Raw genomic sequence first — 17,446 nt, 5'->3', positions numbered from 1 at the left:
CTTTATTAGGGTTACAGATGGTAGAAGAGAGAGTAAGCATTGAAACAAAGTACGGGCGAAATCCTTGTGTGTATTAAAGCGTAGAGGGTAGTTGTTGCTAGCATGAGCCAAGATCGGGCTACTTGCGCAGGATATCTGTACATTGAGTGCTCTATCTGTACTTAAGCAATAAGATTTTTAAAAATCAAGTTTTTGCGCAGCAAGTCCAAATCGGAATCTTTACGAGCGCGCTCTTTAAACTGCTCTGGTTCGAGTTTGAGCGCGCACTTTAGATGAGAAATTGCTAAATCGCTTTGCCCTTGTAAAGCATAGCAGCAAGCTAAATCGTAATGTCCGGTCGCATTACTAGGCTCGATCTCAACTATTTTTTGATAGGTATTTATGGCAACTTGATAATTTCTTAGTTCGTGCATTAGAGCGGCTTTGGACTGTAAGATATCTAGTCTTTTAGGAGCTAAAGATAGAGCTTTATTCAATGCTTCATCTGCTAATACTAGATTTTGCGATCGCTGGTGAGCTAATCCTAGATAATAATAGGCATCACTATGTTTGGAATCTAATTTAATTAGTTTCTCTAAGTAGAAGATGGCTTCGGAATATTTTGCAATATTAAATAAATTTAGTCCCAATCCGAGGTAAGCATACTCATTATTTTCATCAATTGTAATAACTTTTTGATAACACCCGATCGCGCGATCGAATAATTCAAGCTGCCATAGACAATAACCTTTTTGCAACCAAGCTTCAGATCCATCCGGTCGAATCTGAATCGCGCGATCGAATGATTGGATGGCTGCTTGATATTGCTGCTGTTCGATTGCTTTTTTGCCTGTTTGAATCGCTTTATTTTCGGGAGTATTTAGACCCAAGCCCAGTCCGACTAAAATTGCTAAAGCAATCGCTTTATTAATAGGTTCTCGAAATACCGCCGCACCATTACTAACTAAAGATTCTGGTACATTTAATATACTTGTAACCAAACTGACAAAATTGAAAATAAAATAATTGAACGCCGGAACGAACCAAAATAAGCCAATAATTATTAAAGTACTATACTTCCTATACCCGTTGAATTTAGCTTGAAGATGTTCTGGCAACCAAGGTTCGATAATGCCATAGCCATCGAGTCCCGGCATCGGTAACAAATTAAAGATCGCCGCAAAAATTTGTAAATAAACCAGAAAAGCTAGACTACTGGCCCAAAATAATTCCCAATTGAGGCGATCGACATTGAGTAAATTATCGCCGCTAAAAATTCCTAACGGGATTGCCAGTAATAGCGCGATGAGAATATTAGCACTCGGCCCTGCCGCAGAGACAGCACTTTGCCACCAGCGATTTCTTAATTTGTGTTGGTTAATGTATACAGCTCCACCCGGTAACCCGATACCACCCATGAGTAAAAATAGTACTGGGAGCACCAAACTGTAACCAGGGTCGGTATATTTAAGCGGATTGAAGGTTAGATAGCCTTTACTCTTAACCGAGGTATCACCACCCCAATAAGCCACGATCGCGTGCCCAAATTCATGCAGGCAGAGCGAAAAAATCCATCCAAAACAGACAATTATTCCGACTAACCACATATCTAATTATTAGTTTTAGGCTGTGCTTATAGTGCCCAAATGACTCGAACAAATTCTACCGAAAAACCTCCGCAACGCTCTATTCGCTAGTAGCTGGCGGGGCTGTCTCTATTGTAGCTGTAGATGCCAGATGGTGGGGAGAATGGGTTTGTCTGCACACAGTGCTAGACTGTTCGACATTTAACCCACTGGCCAAGAAAAGGTAGAAGGCGAAACAAGACAGAAGATAGAATTGAATGTGTGGTTTAGATCCCTGACAGCTTCACTCTAGATCGCTCGACAAGGCCATTTCCGATCTGGAATGTGTAGAGAGAGTCAAAAGATGCTGTAGATATCGACCTAGAGCGACTATACCTAGCTTTGTCGAGTCAACTACATGCCGATCGACTAACGAGTGACAAACTTACCCTCATCGCTCACCGATGCGAACTTCTGTCGATCGAGACAAGGGATCGATTTTTTGAATTTTCTGCCGCGCTCGTAAGTAAATAAACGTCTCAGCCATCGCTGCTAAACCTGACCTCAACAGAGCTTTCGGCTGAAGTCTGTGGGCTGACAAAAAAATGACACTCGCTATATAAATAACGAACGTCATTAAAAATTAAACCCCGATTTCCCTTCGTAACAATTGCAAATGAGAGCAACATTACTAATAAGAATACTTATGAACTTTGGTTGCTTAATTTCACTAGCTTAAACCAACCTTCATGTCCTAAATATAACTGGGCGATCGCGCGACCGCCCTCGGCCATTATACTCTAAAAGCAACCCGACTTCTTCGGAAAAGTCAGGTTTCTAACCCCCACTTGAAAACTCGATCGATCCATACTGCCGCTAAGACCGAGCGACAAGCGATAGATTCCCATAAAATGCTCGATCGGCCTTGAATAAGACTTTAGACCTTTGGCGCGGTACCCCAGCTTCGCAGACCTTAGAGCCACTTGATTCGACGGAGAGAGTTGAGTCAAACTCGTTTGATTGGGTCTCAATATCTGTCAGTATCAACAATTGTTACAAAAGCTAGGAACGATTCAGGAATTGATACCTCTCTATTGTATCTGCCGCCCATTAGCTCTAAGTTCGACCCAGCTCTAAAATTCTTTTTAGAAAGTGGGAACCTCTGAAACTAGATCTACATCTAATCAAATACCAAGTAAAAAGAAAAGCTTTTACGATCGCTAAACCTAATCGTAAAAGCAGGAGATTACGCCTTTTGGCTAATATCTTCATCTTTTTGACGAGATTTTGTTACGAGCAAAATCTATTGCCAGTTATGAATCGACTAGAGATAAAATCTCTATATTTTTTTCATAACGTTACTTAATTTACCACACACTATCTTCATTTTTTTGGACTGTATTATGAAATTCCTCAAAGCACTCCTCATTGCAACATTTGCTGCCGCACCGATCTCCCCAGTATTTGCCCAGAGTAAAGTTGAAATTATGGGAGCGAGCTACGGCGGTAGCGGTTGCCCTGCCCAGTCTGCTAGCGTCAGCGTCAGCCCTGACGGTCAAGAATTAAGTATTTTATTCGACAAATTTAGTGCTTTGGGTAACGATCCCAGCCAAAGCCGCAAGAGCTGTAACCTTAGCATCCCCATCCGAGTCCCCCAAGGGTTTCAAATTTCTTTATACGATGCTGACTATCGCGGCTATGTAGCTCCTGCTACTAGCGGTACTTTGCGGGCAGAATACTTCTTTGCGGGCAATCGCGGCCCTGTATTCCAACGAACTTTTAATGGCGAAAACAACTACAACGTCCGCGATAGTTTAGCTACCGTAGCTGATGTCTGGTCGGCCTGTGGCGACAGTACTAATATGCGCGTCAATGCCTCGATGACAGCGCGCGGAAGAGGTGCGGCCACTGTAGATTCTTTCGATTTAGCTCATCGCGGTTTGGTCTACCACATCAAATATCGCTCTTGCCGCTAATTTCGATTTCCTCGGCTCGCCTACTATATAATTAACCCTCTGGTTGAGATTTAGTAGCTATACAGATTCAATCAACAAAACAGCCCCGACTACCAGAAGTCGGGGCTGTTTTATTTACACAAACTCGATCTGAAATCAATCCAGAGCAAAGGTTTAGCTCCTCATCTCAAAACTTAATTGTCAATTAATTTAAGCTTTAAAGGTGAGAATCGGGCGCATTTTGGCCACCACTTCGACAGTGCCTGCGGCTACTTGCGCATCGATGACACGATCGATCGACTTGTAAGCGGCTGGAGCTTCTTCAATGCGGCGTTCGGCTCGTAGCGTGATGCAATCTACTGTCGTCAAACCTAAATCTGACTCGGTGTAGTTAGCACCTGCACGGGTAAGTTCAAATCGGGAAATCGATCGACCCGCACCGTGTGCCGCTGAATTAAGATAGCGATCGTTGCCCAAGCCCGATAATAAATAGGAAGGCGTACCCATCGAACCGGGTGTCATCAGTAATTGCCCTGCGGCTGCGGCACAGGCACCTTTCCGCACGATCCAACCATTACCATTCGGAAAAGTCAGATTGTGGGGGAGATCGCACACCAGTGGCGCGGCAATATCGCCATAGACTTCCCGTAATCGCAGTCGCATTAATTCGGCCAGAATTAGGCGATTGACAAACGCATAATTAGCCGCTGTGGCTTCGGCTTCGAGATATTCGGCGACTAAATCTGGATTGGTGGTGGTAGACAGGGAAAACAGATCGGATTGAGGAAAAGGGCAACCCTTGAGCCAAGCGGCTTTAGCTCGATCGCGCCACATCCCACCGATATATTTACCTACAGTTCGCGAACCGGAGTGAATCGCAATCGCAAGTTGTCCGACTTTGATGTTGGATTTATAGGCAAGGCGCGGATTGCGGATCTCGATGACTTCTTGAATTTCTACGAAGTGATTGCCGCCGCCAATCGTACCCAAGTCGCCATCGCGCACTAGTCCCGCTGCTGGTATGAGTTCGCTCGGTGCCCAGCGGGCATTTCCAGCCATCGAGCCGAGAAATTGGACGCGATCGATTTCTTGCCACAGTTGTGCGAAATCCGATTTAGCCACACTTCCCATCGGTTGTTTGGCCATCTGCTCCAGCCAGCCAGGGATGCCATCATCAAACATGCCGCGACTAGCGGCTGCTGTCATGGTGACATCGCGAGTACCGAGCAGATAATCTCCTTTCATCTTTGCCACAAATTTATCTCGCTGGGCGAGAAAATCGGCAAGGCTCAGATCGAGCGTATGCAGCCGGATACCGCAGTTGATGTCGCTGCCAACGGCTGCGGGGACTACTATGCCCTCGGTTTGAATTACCGAACCGATCGCAACTCCTGTATCGCCGGGATGGAAATCGGGAGTCGCAAAGGCACGAGTGACACTACCCCCGCCAGGATGGGAGAGCATAGTCAGTCGCGCGAGTTGTTGAAAGGCTTTACCTTCGATCGGGAAATCTGGCGGTAGCAGAACTTCGGCGATTGGTGCGTCCTGTCGTTGGCTCTGTTCTCCAGCCCGAGGGTCGTTGAGGCGTACTGTATAAATATTGTTGCCGTAGCTGACATCCAATCCTTGCTTAGCTAATGCACGGAGGAGTCTATGAGTATTCTTGGGCTGCTGCATAAAAACCTGTCGCCAACCCCACTTCGGGTTTTGGCAATTTTCTTTGTATAGGTTGACTGGGTTTTCAGCAGCCGCAGTCGTTAATAGGTAAAAATTTTGTTAAGTAATAAGATTTGGGCAATATACCCATATTTTGATATTAACTTGAAGATTCGATCGGTGTCAAATGGCAATATGTATCAGATCGAGTAGATGACGATTTTGCCAAGATTTGGGTAGTAAGTTTTCCAACCAGTAAATACAGTCTTGAGCTAAGGCCGCGTATATCTAACTCTTGGGTTAAAACTCAGATCTAATTTCTGGATGCTGGGCTGTTGCAACCGCAATTAGTGGCGATAAACTATTCTGGTAGAGGTAGGTTTACCCGATCGCGCTGTTCTTACCCCCAAGGGTGGGCAACGATCTGGCGACCTTTGCTACTGTCTTTGTATGACTGATGCCACGGTCTAGACTCAGGTGATTCGGTCTACACGAGCGTGCTTGGTGTCTCTAGGGGCAATCCGAATCTCTGTTCGCCTGCTGTTGATGTTCGTTGGCGTAGCCTTTCAGAACTGGAATCGCTGATTTTACTCTTTGACCTTTGTTTGGGACATAAGGGCAAATGTCTTGCCCGAGCGTGAATGTCCTTGAAGCTTAAAGCCTAACTCCTAACCTCTAATTCATGCTGCACCATATTTCGATTCGCACAGCAGATATTCATCGATCGATCGCTTTTTATGAATGTCTAGGATTTACAATTAGCGATCGATTCACGACTGGCTACACTCTGGCTTGCTGGATGGAAGGACTCAGCGGACGCATCGAACTGATCCAAATTCCCGAACCCAAACCAGCGCCTGATGCCTTTGGCGACGAACACTATGTCGGGTACTACCATTTATCTTTCGATCTGACAGAGCTAGCTGCTAATTTGAGTAGCTGGCTGGCTAGTTTTGAGACTGCTTTACAAACCGCTTCACTACCAGCACCGCAGATTTTACTCGCGCCAACTCAGCAAGTTATCGGCGAAAATGTCTATGAAGTGGCTTTTATCAAAGATCCTGACGGTCTTCCCTTAGAATTAATTTATCGCCAAAAATAGCGATCGATTTGGCCTATGTTAACTAATGTTAAGATATGACGTCAAAATGTTTTGCCAGCTTGACAGTTAAAATGGAAACAATTAAAGTGAATACATACCCGGGTAAAGCAGTTGAGAATTGTATGGAAGACAAGCAAAAGGTCACTTTGTACCTGCCGCCACAACTACACCGTCAGTTGAAAATTCGATCGGCAGTAGACGCTGACTCGATGTCCAACATCGTAGAAAAAGCTGTGGAATTTTATCTCAATCACTCAGATGTGGTCGATGGGGTCGAGTTACATGGTTCGACGCACCAAGTTTATAACTGTCCTGAATGCGAACATCCGGTCGTAATTAAAGACGGGGAAATGGTTGCCCTCGGAAAAGATCCAGGCATCCTGACTGAGGAGCGGTCGCTACGAAAGGCAGAGGTAGGAGTATCTCCTCAATCTCAAACGCAGCAAGATCTCGCGATCGTCGTTTAGAAGTAGCTTATGTTTCATGGCTGGATAAATGCTTCTGTTACTACAGTACTGGAAGTAGATCGAAGCTAGTCTAGTGTAGTCACCATCTTTCGAGGACAGATAGTCATGCAAGAAGAGCTAAACATTCTCATCCAAGCTCAATACCCACTCATCTATCTCGTCACAGCAGAGGAAGATCGTGCTGAAAAAGAAATTGCCAAGATTTCGCAGATGAAGCACGAACCCCGTAAGCTTTACGTGTGGACATTGACACACGGGATGGTGGAGTACGGACAAGCTAGAACGACACAACACAACACGATCTCGCCTGAAGCAGCGATCGAGTGGACGACCAGACACAAGGAGCCAGCAATCTTTATCTTTAAGGATTTACATCCTTTTAAAGATTCGGCTGCGGTAACCCGCTGGCTGCGCGATGCGATTGCTGGATTCCAAGGTACGCAGAAAGTGATTATTCTGATGTCACCAGTTCAGCAAATTCCGATCGAATTGGAAAAAGAAGTCGTAGTTCTCGATTTTGCATTGCCCGATCTGACTGCACTAGATAGGGTTTTGACGCAACAGCTAGACCGTACCCGGCAAAATCGTCTTTCCAACGAAGGCAAAGAGAAATTACTCAAAGCTTCGCTAGGCTTGACTAAAGATGAAGCTGAAAAAGTCTATCGCAAGGCATATGTCAAACGCGGCAAAATTACCGAAGCCGAAGTTGATATAGTTTTGTCAGAGAAGAAGCAGCTCATTCGCCGCAACGGTATCCTCGAATTTATCGAAGAAGATGAAACCATCGACTCGGTAGGTGGACTGGAGGAACTTAAAGGCTGGCTGGTACAACGTTCTGGTGCTTTCACCGAACGGGCGCGAACTTACGGACTACCCCAACCCAAAGGGATGCTAATTCTGGGCATACCAGGTTGTGGGAAGTCACTAATTGCCAAGACTACATCCAGACTGTGGGGATTACCGCTGCTGAGATTGGACATGGGTCGAGTTTACGACGGCTCGACTGTCGGACGCTCTGAAGCTAACCTACGCGGCGCGCTCAAGACAGCCGAATCAATTTCTCCCGCGATCTTGTTTATCGACGAACTCGATAAGGCATTTGCTGGGACGGCTGGTTCTGGTGACTCCGATGGTGGTACTTCCAGCCGGATCTTTGGATCTTTCCTGACTTGGATGCAGGAAAAAACATCGCCCATCTTCGTGATGGCCACAGCCAATCGTGTCGAACGACTGCCTGGTGAGTTCTTACGCAAAGGCCGATTTGATGAAATCTTCTTTGTGGACTTACCAATTCAGGCCGAACGCGAAGCTGTATTTAGAATTCACTTGAGTAAGCGCAACCGAGACCTCGATCGTTTCGACCTACCGCAACTAGCCAAAGTTGCCGATGGATTCTCAGGTGCTGAAATAGAACAAGCTTTAATCGCGGCAATGTATGATGCTTTCGCTCAAAACCGAGAGTTTACGCAATTGGACATCATCGCAGCCATTAAAGCTACTCTGCCCCTCTCGCGGACAATGACAGAGCAGGTGACTGCTTTGCGAGATTGGGCAAGACAGCGAGCGCGTCCCGCCGCTGCCTCAGTCGCTGAATATCATCGACTGGAGTTTTAACAAGCTTGCTCCGCATTGCGGAGTCAAGGTGCTAGTCAGCTCGATATGGGGAACTATTAGCCTATCGAAACTAGCAAGGAGACCGAAAGCGATCGAATGACAAGATCGATCGCTTGCCAGAACAGTTCAAGTTGTCGTTTCGCCTAACTCACTTTTATTGGAGGAAACCGATATGTCTCACTTTAGCACTCTCCGTACCAAAATCACCGACGCAGAAATCCTCAAAACTTCTTTGCGCGACCTTGGCATCAACGTTAAGACCGAAACAGACCTACGTGGCTACCAAGGTCAACGCGTCCGCGCTGATATCGTCGCTATCTTGGAAGGCGAGTACGATCTAGGTTGGTCTCGCAATGCTGATGGTTCTTTCGACTTAATTGCTGACCTTTGGGGCGTTGCCAAAAAGCACAACCAAACTGAGTTAATCAACTCGATCAACCAAAAGTACGCAGTTAACAAAACTCTCTCTGAAGTTCAACAACGTGGTGGTCTACAGAACGCCAATGTTACTCTGGTTCTTCAATAATAGGCGAAGTTTTGTTAGTACCCAAACCCATGGGTCGATCCTAATTTAGGATCGACCCATTTTTGTGGTTAGTTATCCAGCGACTTCAGTCGCTACTGGTAAAATCACTAGTCGTATTTGCAACGATCGAGATTATTGCGATCGAAGTTAACAATATACTTTCTGATGCGACGTCTGGACTGAATTAGATATCTCGATGTGTGAACGGTTTGGCATTTTCTCCCGTGTATGTAGCGGCGATATGTCCGTCGCCGCTGAGTTGATATTTATAAGTTACCAATCCTTCTAAACCAACTGGCCCGCGCGGGGGCATTTTTTGAGTACTGATGCCAACTTCGGCACCAAACCCATAGCGAAATCCGTCAGAAAATCGGGTCGAACAATTGTGAAAGACATTCGCGGCATCGACTCGATCGCTAAATACTTTGGCAGTATTAGCATTTTCGGTCACAATGCTATCGGTATGTCGCGAACCATAAGTATTAATATGCGCGATCGCGGCTTCGAGATCGGGGACGATTTGAATAGCGATAATCAGATCGCTATATTCTGTTGCCCAATCGGTAGCAATTGCTAAATCAACAGTTAGATGCAGTTCGTTTCCCAAGATTTGATGTCCAAATTCGCTCAGGCGAATTTCGACGCCATGAGCCTGGAGTTTATCGATAATTATCGGTAAAAAATCGCCAGCGATCGCGCGATCGATTAGGAGAGTTTCGATCGCGTTACAAGCTGCGGGATACTGGGTTTTGGCATCGATGGCAATCTCGATTGCTTTCTCGAAATCCGCTTCTCGATCGATGTATAAATGACAGATGCCATCCGCGTGTCCCAAAACGGGGATGCGGGTATTATCTCGAACGTATTTGACAAATTCATTAGAACCACGCGGAATAATTAGATCGACATAGCGATCTAATTTGAGTAGTTCGCTAGTTTCGGCGCGGGTAGTCAAAAGTTGAATCGCATCGGGATCGACTTCCGACTGCGCTAATCCCGCTTTAATTGCTCTAACCAATACGGTACAAGACTCGATCGCTTCCCGTCCGCCTTTTAAAATGACACCGTTACCCGATTTAATTGCCAAACTGGCAATCTGAATCACGGCATCGGGACGAGCCTCAAAAATTACGCCTAAAACACCGACAGGACAGCTTACCCGCCGCATAATCAGTCCGGCATCGATTTCGCGATGGATCTGAATTCGACCCACTGGATCTGCTAATTTGCCCACATCCCGCACGCCGACAATCGCGCCTTTGAGTTTGGTGGCATCTAGTTTCAATCGGGCGTACAAAGCTGGAGCGATTTCACCCTCAGCAGCTTGACAATCGATTGCATTAGCCGCGACAATTTCAGCGGCATAGTGTTCTAACGATGCGGCAATTGCTTCGATGGCGGCATTTTTAGCTGTCGCTGAGAGACTGGCTAACTGTTGAGCGGCTAGTCGAGTTTTCTGGGCAATTTCTGTCAACATGGCGTATTTTTACATGGTGGACAATGCCCACCCTACTTTCGGTTCACTACCCACTATTCACTATTGACTAAGCAATTCCGATCGTCGAGGCGCAGAGAGCGCAAAGCAAGAAAAAAGAGGGTACAGCTTCTCAATTATGATTGCTATCTTCTCTATCTACTATCCACTATCCACTACTGCATTTACTTCCTTCGTTTTTGGAGTTCGCGATAGACGTCGCGGATGCTAACGCGATGGTGGGCGAGAGCGACGAGGGTATGATAGAACAGATCTGCGGCTTCACCTGCAATTTCGGGGGCGCGATCGTCTTTACATGCCATCACGACTTCAACTGCTTCTTCGCCAATTTTTTTAAGAATTTTATTGTCCCCGCCTGCAAATAGTGATTGGGTATAGGAACCCTCGCGGGGATTGTCGCGGCGATCGCAAATTGTCTGATATAAGTCTGAGAGGGTATCGGCGGGTGGTGCGACTGTGTTGGTATCGATTTGATGGAAGCAACTCCGTTCGCCAGTATGACAGGCAATGTCGCCGACTTGCTCGACCGAAATCAACAGCGCGTCGCTATCGCAATCATAGCGAATATCTTTGACGTGTTGAATGTGTCCGCTGGTTGCGCCCTTGTGCCAAAATTCTTGGCGCGATCGACTCCAGAACCAGGTTTCGCCTGTGTCTAAAGTCTTAGCCAAAGATTCGCTATTCATCCATGCCATCATCAGCACAGTTCCATCCAAGTAATCTTGAATGATGGCAGGAACTAAACCCCGATCGTCGTATTTAATCCGATCGATCGGAATAGCTCGACGCAGACTGGCAGATTCATCGACGGACATGAGGTTGAAACTCGGAGTAGTGAAGATCTAGTGGTCGTTAATCCACATGATATATTTTACCATTTTGACGCTCGCACGTTCAGCATCACCGGGATTAACAGAATTTTTGGATTAACGCGATTGGTTTACTGGTATGTGGTTCCGTCCCTTGTTTAACGCTAAAACCTAAAGCCTAAAACCTAAAGCCTAAAGCCTAATCCCTACTAAACCGCTTTGACTTCTTCAAGAGCGATCTCCTGAATATTGCCAGCAAAATCATTGTCTGGCGTCAGGAATAACATACAATGACATTCCTTGCGTTCGCGCATGGGGACGCAGGGACAGTTCCAGAATGCAGCTTTGACTTCAGCTTCTTTGTCTTCGTAATGACGACAGGGGCAAAGGGGCGAACCCAGTTCTTCCTTGTTTTTCGCCAATCCCTTAATGACGACGGCGGTTACCGAAAGATCCACACAGAAGTACGTATCCGTGTTTTTGGCGTAAGTTTCGGAGAAATGTCTCATCGCTTCGAGTGTTTTGTCGCTCGGCTCATTATTTATAACACTATTTTCCTTTGCTGCTGCTGGGTTCATGACCATCGAGTTAGTGAGTGCGCGATCGCTTGCTCTAGCATTTTAGCGAAAAACTTGTCATCTGGCGATCGATCGATCGTAAGTTGTCATCATTCTAAATGAGTATCTAAGTGCTGATGGTGTTCTCCCGATCGATACCGCGCTGCGATTGAGATCCATTATGACTTCTAGTGCTAAATAAAATCGCCCTAATAATAACTATTTTAAAAGCAAAATATAACTGCCCATAAATGTCTTTTTTGTTACTTTTCTTGACCATTCGATCGAATATATTAATATTTAGATTAAATTTACTAATATCTATCGATCGACTGAGATAGGAATAAAACCTATTGGGTAATATTAATGATACTATTAAATATACAACGAGGCTTTATACATGCAACTCATAATCCAAGTAGACGCTGAAACAGCCCGCCAATTAGACGAAATCCAAAAACAAACAAACCAAGACCCAGCATTGGTCATTCAACAAGGAATCGGACTTTATTATCAACAGTTACAGCCCCATCGTCAGTTTTACATCGAAACTAAAAGACAGTACGAATTAATCGGTAATATTCCCGTGAATAGTAACGCGAATTAATTACCAAAAAAACTTAATTAGACATTGCCCTCCCTTGACCAGTTAGGGGAGTTTTTCATTGAATTGGCCAGGGCAAGTAGCAGCGGTGGTAAGGTACAATACCGACTGTACATAATTAGATGATAAATCCGTGCAAATGAACTCTCCCCAACAATCGACCGAGCGCGTAGCGGCTTATTTAGAAGTAGCCAAAGCAGCAGCATTAGCAGCGGGTGAGGTATTACAAGCCTGTTGGGGTAAATTGGAGTCGATCGTCGAAAAGGATCGTCCTGGCGATTTGGTCACAGAAGCCGATCGGCAAGCCGAAGCAGTCATCTTAGAGATATTGCGACAAAACTTTCCAGAGCATTCGATTTTGGCCGAAGAATCCGGTCAATTTGGCGATTTGAATGCCGAATACCTATGGGCGATCGATCCATTAGATGGAACGACGAATTACGCGCATCAATACCCATTTTCGGCAGCTTCGATCGGATTACTAATAAATGGCGTCCCAACAGTCGGCGCGATCTACGACCCTTTTCATCGCGAACTATTTGCTGGTGCAATCGGTATCGGTGCGACCTGTAACGACCGCTCGATCTGCGTTTCCAATGTCGATAAATTAGCCAAAAGTTTACTAGTGACTGGATTTGCTTACGATCGCCGCGAAACCCCAGATAATAACTATCAAGAATTTTGTTATCTGACCCATATCACTCAAGGCGTCAGACGTGCTGGCGCAGCATCCATAGACCTAGCTTACGTCGCCTGTGGGCGATTGGACGGCTATTGGGAACGGGGACTGTCTCCCTGGGATTTGGCGGCTGGCGTGGCCATTGTCGAGGCTGCTGGCGGCACGATTACCGCTTACGATCGCAGTCCCTTCGATATTCGATCGGGTCGCATTCTCGCGACTAATGGCAAATTACACGACGAATTGAGTCAAGAATTACTCTATGTTACCAAGATCGAACCTTGGTCTTGGTTAGAGAGTAGAGGGTAGAGGGTGGGCTTTAGGCTCTAAGCGTTAGGCTTTAGAACTGCGTTCTTTATTCTCCCACTCTCCCCATCTTCCCCGCTCCCCGCTTATGATTTAAAAAAATTTCGAGCAAACGTGAATATTAGCTGCGAAATGGGGAATATATATATGATGTACCCCACTGAGTTACTGGCAAGCCCAGGACTCCAAATGAGTAGCAGTGTCATCGAGCTAGAGAGCGTTACCGACCAGGGAACCTAGATCTGCTGCTGAGAGCTGAACTCCGAGTTGGGCGTACACCACCCCACAAGACTCCTGTTGCTGCGCACCAAAGTATATGAGTTTTCAATTAGATCGCGGACTATTTCAGTATGACTTTATCGATCGACACGCTATTCTAGGCGTGAGTGTAAATGCTCAAGAAGTAGACATCAGAGAACGCTATCAAGCCGTAGCCAGATTGTTGCATCCCGACTGTGCCCAATGGAAAACTGACACAGAGCGACAAATGGCGGTAAGACTATTTTCGCGACTAATTACCCATGCATACGGTCAACTGTCTCGTCAATCTCAACTTCAAGAGCAGATCATCATGCTAGAACTGTTTGGTAAAAGACTCTTAGAAGAAGGTAATCAAGTACAAATTATCGATCCTTTGTGCCAACAACTTTACCAAAGTGGTGCAGACTTCGAGCAAGTTTACGATCGACTCCTCCAGCAACTAGTCAGCCAACAATACATTCAATTAAACCAAAGCGAGCAGACGATTAATCAAATCAGCGAGCTAAACATGGTGTATCTGTTACGCAGACAGTTACAGTCGGTAAGATCTACCCCCCCAACAGCGGTAAATAGTAGTAAATCTACTCCCGCGAAGGAGACAAACTCCGCCTCCACCGAATTGGCCAAACCATCGCCAATTGAAGGTGCGCTCCGTAGAGCTGAGGATTACACGATCAATAAAAATTGGGCAAAAGCAGTACCAGAAATTAAAGAAGTCATCAGTGCCGAACCTAATAATGTCCGCGCACATACTTTGTTGGGATTGGTGTACATGCATCAAAAACAAATGACAATGGCCAAAATTTCGATTAACAAAGCTATCCAACTCGCGCCCAAAGACCCCCAAGTCATCCAAGCCAAGCAAGAATTTGAGCGACTATCCAATCCCAAGACTAACGGTTCTGGCGGCAAGAATCCCCCTAAGAAACCCAGCGAAGGGATGTTTAGCGGATTGTTTGGCAAAAAGTAAGATCGATGGGGAGACAGGGAGAAGGGGAAACAGTGAGAGAGGAAGATGAGGGGACGGAGGATGCGGCGAATGATTAGCGGCAACGCCCATATTGTCATAATTTATCGATCGACCTTCAAAATCCACACATTTACCCACCACCGATAACTGAATGAATGTACTTATGTAAAGCACACATCGCTCCCCTAGATCCGGAGTCTACTAGCACCAGTAAATCTAGACTAGAAACTTGCATAACGATCTCCAACTCACACTGGCAGCGACGCACTATCCACTAAAATTAGGAAGTTGCCTGTTGCTAATCCTAAACACATGACCGATCCCCATCCCAATAATTCTCTCGCCGAACCCAGCGAGCTGCCCACACCACGCTATTCTAGAGCAGAAACTGGGCCGACAAACTTTTACGCGCCCGGTGCTAGGGATCTACTACCTCTCGATGTCGCTCAAAAACGGTGGGTAGAAAAAGGAATTCAAGATGTATTTCATCGCTGGGGATATCACCGGATTATTACTTCCACCCTAGAGCGATTAGAAACCTTGACAGCAGGCGGTGCGGTCGATCGCGACAGCGTGATTCAAATTCCGGCCATCGATGGCGGGACCCTTGGTTTGCGCCCAGAATTAACAGCTTCGATCGCGCGCGCTGCCGTAGCACGGATGGGAGACATTTACCCGCAACGATTGTACTACAACACCAATGTCTTCCTCAAATCCGATCCCGAACATCACGGGCGACAACACGAATTTTATCAAGCTGGCATCGAACTATTAGGCGTTGGTGGCATCCGTGCCGATGTGGAAGCCATCCTCCTGATGATAGACTGCTTGACATCTTTAGCAGTTCCTAATTGGCAGATAATTTTAGGCGAAGCAGGCTTGAGTCGCGCGTTACTCACCCAATTTCCTAGTGAATTTCAGACCCAAATTCGACGGTGTGTGGCACATCTCGATCGCGTTACGCTAGAGCAGCTACCCCTCACACCCCAACAGCAAGAATTAGCCCTTTGCCTGATCGATCTGCGCGGCAATCCCGCACTAGTACTGACACAATTAGCGAAACTAGAACTAGATGCTCGCAGTCAAGCGACAATTGCCCATCTCCAAATGGTAGTTGAATTATTAGCTACTACTACCAACGCTCAGATCCCATTAATTCTCGATCTCAGCTCGATCCAAACTTTTGATTACTATACGGGTATCGTCTTTGAAGCCGTGAGCATCACCGAAGATCGCGCTTGTATTCTCGGTAAAGGCGGACGGTACGACAAATTGCTGGCTTTATATCACCCACAAGGCCAAAACTTCCCTGGCATCGGCTTTGCATTGAATATCGAAGATTTACAGCAAGTCTTACAAACCAACCCCGCCATGCCCCACTACACGGCCAAATCAGACTGGCTAGTAGTCGCCGCGACCCCGACAGCCACCGCCGCCGCACTGAGTTACGCTCGCCAGTTGAGATCGACACCCGAATTGGTACGGGTGGAAATGTATCTCGATGACGGCGATTTAGCTCAAATCCGGCAAATCGCGATCGATCGCGGTACCGCTCGGATTGCTTGGGTAAGCAATGAGGAAGTTAAAGTTGAAGCATTAGGATCGGAGTAGCTCCAAGCAGTTATAACAAAACAAACACAGCCGCAGCCAACGCGTATCGACAAATTTTATAGTTCCTGAATTTTGTCGAGCGTGCGTTGATAATCCCAGTCGCGATCTTGCTGGCGAAAAAGGTTGGCGGCGGTTTGAAGATCTTCGATCCCACCTTGCCGATCGCCCAAATAAACGCGCACGATCCCACGATTATAATAAATTTTTGCCCGCGTGTTATCTAATTCGATCGCCCGATCGTAATCGACTAAAGCACCATGAAGATCCTCTAAGCGATAACGAACATTACCGCGATTATAATAACTAATCGTACTGCGCTCGTCGAGCTGGATGGCTCGATCGTAATCAGCTAATGCACCTTGCCTGTCACCCAATCGATCGCGCAACAATCCGCGATTGACATAAGCTTTGGCATAATTAGGATCGAGTTGAATCGTGCAATTATAATCGGCCAGCGCACCCTCGCGATCGCCGCCCAGATCGCGAGAACGACCACGATTGTAGTACTCACGGGCAGTTTGAGGATATTGTTGCAGCTCTGGATGAGAATCGATCGGAATGTCTGGTTGGTCATTTAGGTGGTCGTGCATATTTTCATTTTTCAATGTCATCTCAATCTGTAGCAACGCAATCATACTTATGCTTAGAGCTGGGGAAGATTGGCTGTGATTTTATGCTCTATTGCTGCGCTCGGGCAGCAGGCCACTCGACTCAAGTAGTACTTGATTTACAATGAAAATTCTACCAGTTTCAACAAATTGGTTGATAGTTCGTTTGTAAAGTCCAGCCGAATTACTTAATCTAAAACATTCCAATATTTCTCAATCGTTAGCAGGTGAATGACCGTCTCAATCCGACGTACTACTTTCTAATTCAGCTAAATTAGCAATTAAATCTTGGAGTTTCCACCTTTGAATATAAGGCCAGCCCCCATTTTCCTCAATATCTCGCAACAGCGCGTACAATGATTGACGGCTATTTGGTAGAGCAGACTGAAAATAACCTTGTTGAATATCGCGATGCAGTTGCTCTAAGGTACGTAACAGTTGCAGTAGTGCCAGCGGATCGGTTTGGTGTAGCTCCGCCAGTTCGTGGATGCGATCGACCACTTCATCGAGATGCTCGATCGGTGGTTTGGTGAGTGTGGATGCCGACGGCAGTCCATTTGATGTCAGTTGAGATGGTAAAGATGAGTCGTCATTTGTTTTCATTTGAGTTATTTTGTCAAATAATATTAATATAAATTTATATTTTGAGCTGTAAGGCTACACCTGCAAATAAATATTCGCA

Annotated in this window: 16 protein-coding genes; 9 read left to right on the top strand and 7 right to left on the bottom strand. The window is 46.1% G+C overall.

All coding sequences use genetic code 11. The annotated features are described in order from the left end of the window. Nucleotides 1-161 precede the first annotated feature (161 nt). Nucleotides 162-1,586: a site-2 protease family protein gene (locus tag CHA6605_RS31860; RefSeq protein WP_015161243.1), complete on the bottom strand. Its 1,425-nt coding sequence runs from the start codon at nucleotides 1,584-1,586 to the stop codon at nucleotides 162-164. Nucleotides 1,587-2,947: 1,361 nt separating this feature from the next. Between CHA6605_RS31860 and CHA6605_RS20185 the strand changes: the two genes are divergently transcribed. Beyond that, nucleotides 2,948-3,520: a DUF4360 domain-containing protein gene (locus tag CHA6605_RS20185; RefSeq protein ID WP_015161242.1), complete on the top strand. Its 573-nt coding sequence runs from the start codon at nucleotides 2,948-2,950 to the stop codon at nucleotides 3,518-3,520. A 189-nt stretch (nucleotides 3,521-3,709) separates the two neighbouring features. Here CHA6605_RS20185 and CHA6605_RS20180 read toward each other — a convergent pair whose 3' ends face one another. Next, the gene (locus tag CHA6605_RS20180) at nucleotides 3,710-5,176 is read right to left on the bottom strand and encodes an RtcB family protein (RefSeq protein ID WP_015161241.1); all 1,467 of its coding nucleotides are present in this window, start codon (nucleotides 5,174-5,176) and stop codon (nucleotides 3,710-3,712) included. Nucleotides 5,177-5,840: 664 nt separating this feature from the next. Here CHA6605_RS20180 and CHA6605_RS20175 point away from each other — a divergent pair. From CHA6605_RS20175 to CHA6605_RS20160, 4 genes are all read left to right on the top strand, one after another. After that, the gene (locus tag CHA6605_RS20175) at nucleotides 5,841-6,257 is read left to right on the top strand and encodes a VOC family protein (RefSeq protein ID WP_041549723.1); all 417 of its coding nucleotides are present in this window, start codon (nucleotides 5,841-5,843) and stop codon (nucleotides 6,255-6,257) included. 122 nt (nucleotides 6,258-6,379) lie between these two features. Further along, nucleotides 6,380-6,724, top strand: coding sequence for a slr0373 family blue light stress response protein (locus CHA6605_RS20170; RefSeq protein WP_041549722.1), 345 nt, complete (start codon nucleotides 6,380-6,382; stop codon nucleotides 6,722-6,724). Between the two features lie 105 nt (nucleotides 6,725-6,829). Further along, nucleotides 6,830-8,338, top strand: a complete 1,509-nt coding sequence (gene ycf46 / locus CHA6605_RS20165) for a stress-responsive protein Ycf46 (RefSeq protein ID WP_015161238.1) — start codon at nucleotides 6,830-6,832, stop codon at nucleotides 8,336-8,338. A 172-nt stretch (nucleotides 8,339-8,510) separates the two neighbouring features. After that, a complete protein-coding gene (locus CHA6605_RS20160) occupies nucleotides 8,511-8,864 on the top strand; it encodes a DUF1257 domain-containing protein (RefSeq protein WP_015161237.1) in 354 nt (117 codons plus the stop codon). Nucleotides 8,865-9,048: 184 nt separating this feature from the next. Here CHA6605_RS20160 and CHA6605_RS20155 read toward each other — a convergent pair whose 3' ends face one another. The 3 genes from CHA6605_RS20155 to CHA6605_RS20145 all read right to left on the bottom strand — a co-directional run bounded on the left by CHA6605_RS20155 (nucleotide 9,049) and on the right by CHA6605_RS20145 (nucleotide 11,752). Further along, nucleotides 9,049-10,341 carry a glutamate-5-semialdehyde dehydrogenase gene (locus CHA6605_RS20155; protein WP_015161236.1) on the bottom strand — a complete coding sequence of 431 codons (1,293 nt, stop codon included), beginning with the start codon at nucleotides 10,339-10,341 and terminating at the stop codon, nucleotides 9,049-9,051. A gap of 182 nt (nucleotides 10,342-10,523) precedes the next feature. Then, entirely contained in the window at nucleotides 10,524-11,174 is a 651-nt protein-coding gene (hisIE, locus tag CHA6605_RS20150; protein WP_015161235.1) for a bifunctional phosphoribosyl-AMP cyclohydrolase/phosphoribosyl-ATP diphosphatase HisIE, read from the bottom strand. A 203-nt stretch (nucleotides 11,175-11,377) separates the two neighbouring features. Continuing rightward, nucleotides 11,378-11,752, bottom strand: coding sequence for a ferredoxin-thioredoxin reductase catalytic domain-containing protein (locus CHA6605_RS20145; RefSeq protein ID WP_015161234.1), 375 nt, complete (start codon nucleotides 11,750-11,752; stop codon nucleotides 11,378-11,380). 373 nt (nucleotides 11,753-12,125) lie between these two features. On the opposite strand from CHA6605_RS20145, the gene CHA6605_RS20140 reads away from it, so the two are divergent. The 4 genes from CHA6605_RS20140 to CHA6605_RS20125 all read left to right on the top strand — a co-directional run bounded on the left by CHA6605_RS20140 (nucleotide 12,126) and on the right by CHA6605_RS20125 (nucleotide 16,156). Next, nucleotides 12,126-12,332, top strand: coding sequence for a hypothetical protein (locus CHA6605_RS20140; protein ID WP_015161232.1), 207 nt, complete (start codon nucleotides 12,126-12,128; stop codon nucleotides 12,330-12,332). Between the two features lie 136 nt (nucleotides 12,333-12,468). Further along, nucleotides 12,469-13,317, top strand: a complete 849-nt coding sequence (locus CHA6605_RS20135; protein WP_015161231.1) for an inositol monophosphatase family protein — start codon at nucleotides 12,469-12,471, stop codon at nucleotides 13,315-13,317. A gap of 313 nt (nucleotides 13,318-13,630) precedes the next feature. Then, the gene (locus CHA6605_RS20130; RefSeq protein WP_015161229.1) at nucleotides 13,631-14,545 is read left to right on the top strand and encodes a J domain-containing protein; all 915 of its coding nucleotides are present in this window, start codon (nucleotides 13,631-13,633) and stop codon (nucleotides 14,543-14,545) included. 312 nt (nucleotides 14,546-14,857) lie between these two features. After that, entirely contained in the window at nucleotides 14,858-16,156 is a 1,299-nt protein-coding gene (locus tag CHA6605_RS20125) for an ATP phosphoribosyltransferase regulatory subunit (RefSeq protein WP_015161228.1), read from the top strand. A 56-nt stretch (nucleotides 16,157-16,212) separates the two neighbouring features. Here the strand turns inward: CHA6605_RS20125 and CHA6605_RS20120 are convergent, their stop codons facing one another. Next, nucleotides 16,213-16,791: a tetratricopeptide repeat protein gene (locus CHA6605_RS20120; RefSeq protein ID WP_015161227.1), complete on the bottom strand. Its 579-nt coding sequence runs from the start codon at nucleotides 16,789-16,791 to the stop codon at nucleotides 16,213-16,215. A gap of 213 nt (nucleotides 16,792-17,004) precedes the next feature. Then, nucleotides 17,005-17,367 (bottom strand): hypothetical protein, encoded by a 363-nt coding sequence (locus CHA6605_RS20115; RefSeq protein WP_015161226.1) that lies wholly within the window; start codon nucleotides 17,365-17,367, stop codon nucleotides 17,005-17,007. Nucleotides 17,368-17,446 lie beyond the last annotated feature (79 nt).

The organism is Chamaesiphon minutus PCC 6605 (assembly GCF_000317145.1).
In the GTDB taxonomy this organism is placed as follows: Bacteria; Cyanobacteriota; Cyanobacteriia; order Cyanobacteriales; family Chamaesiphonaceae; genus Chamaesiphon; species Chamaesiphon minutus.
Note: the sequence above shows the minus strand (reverse complement) of the source record. Positions and strands in the feature narration are given on the sequence as shown.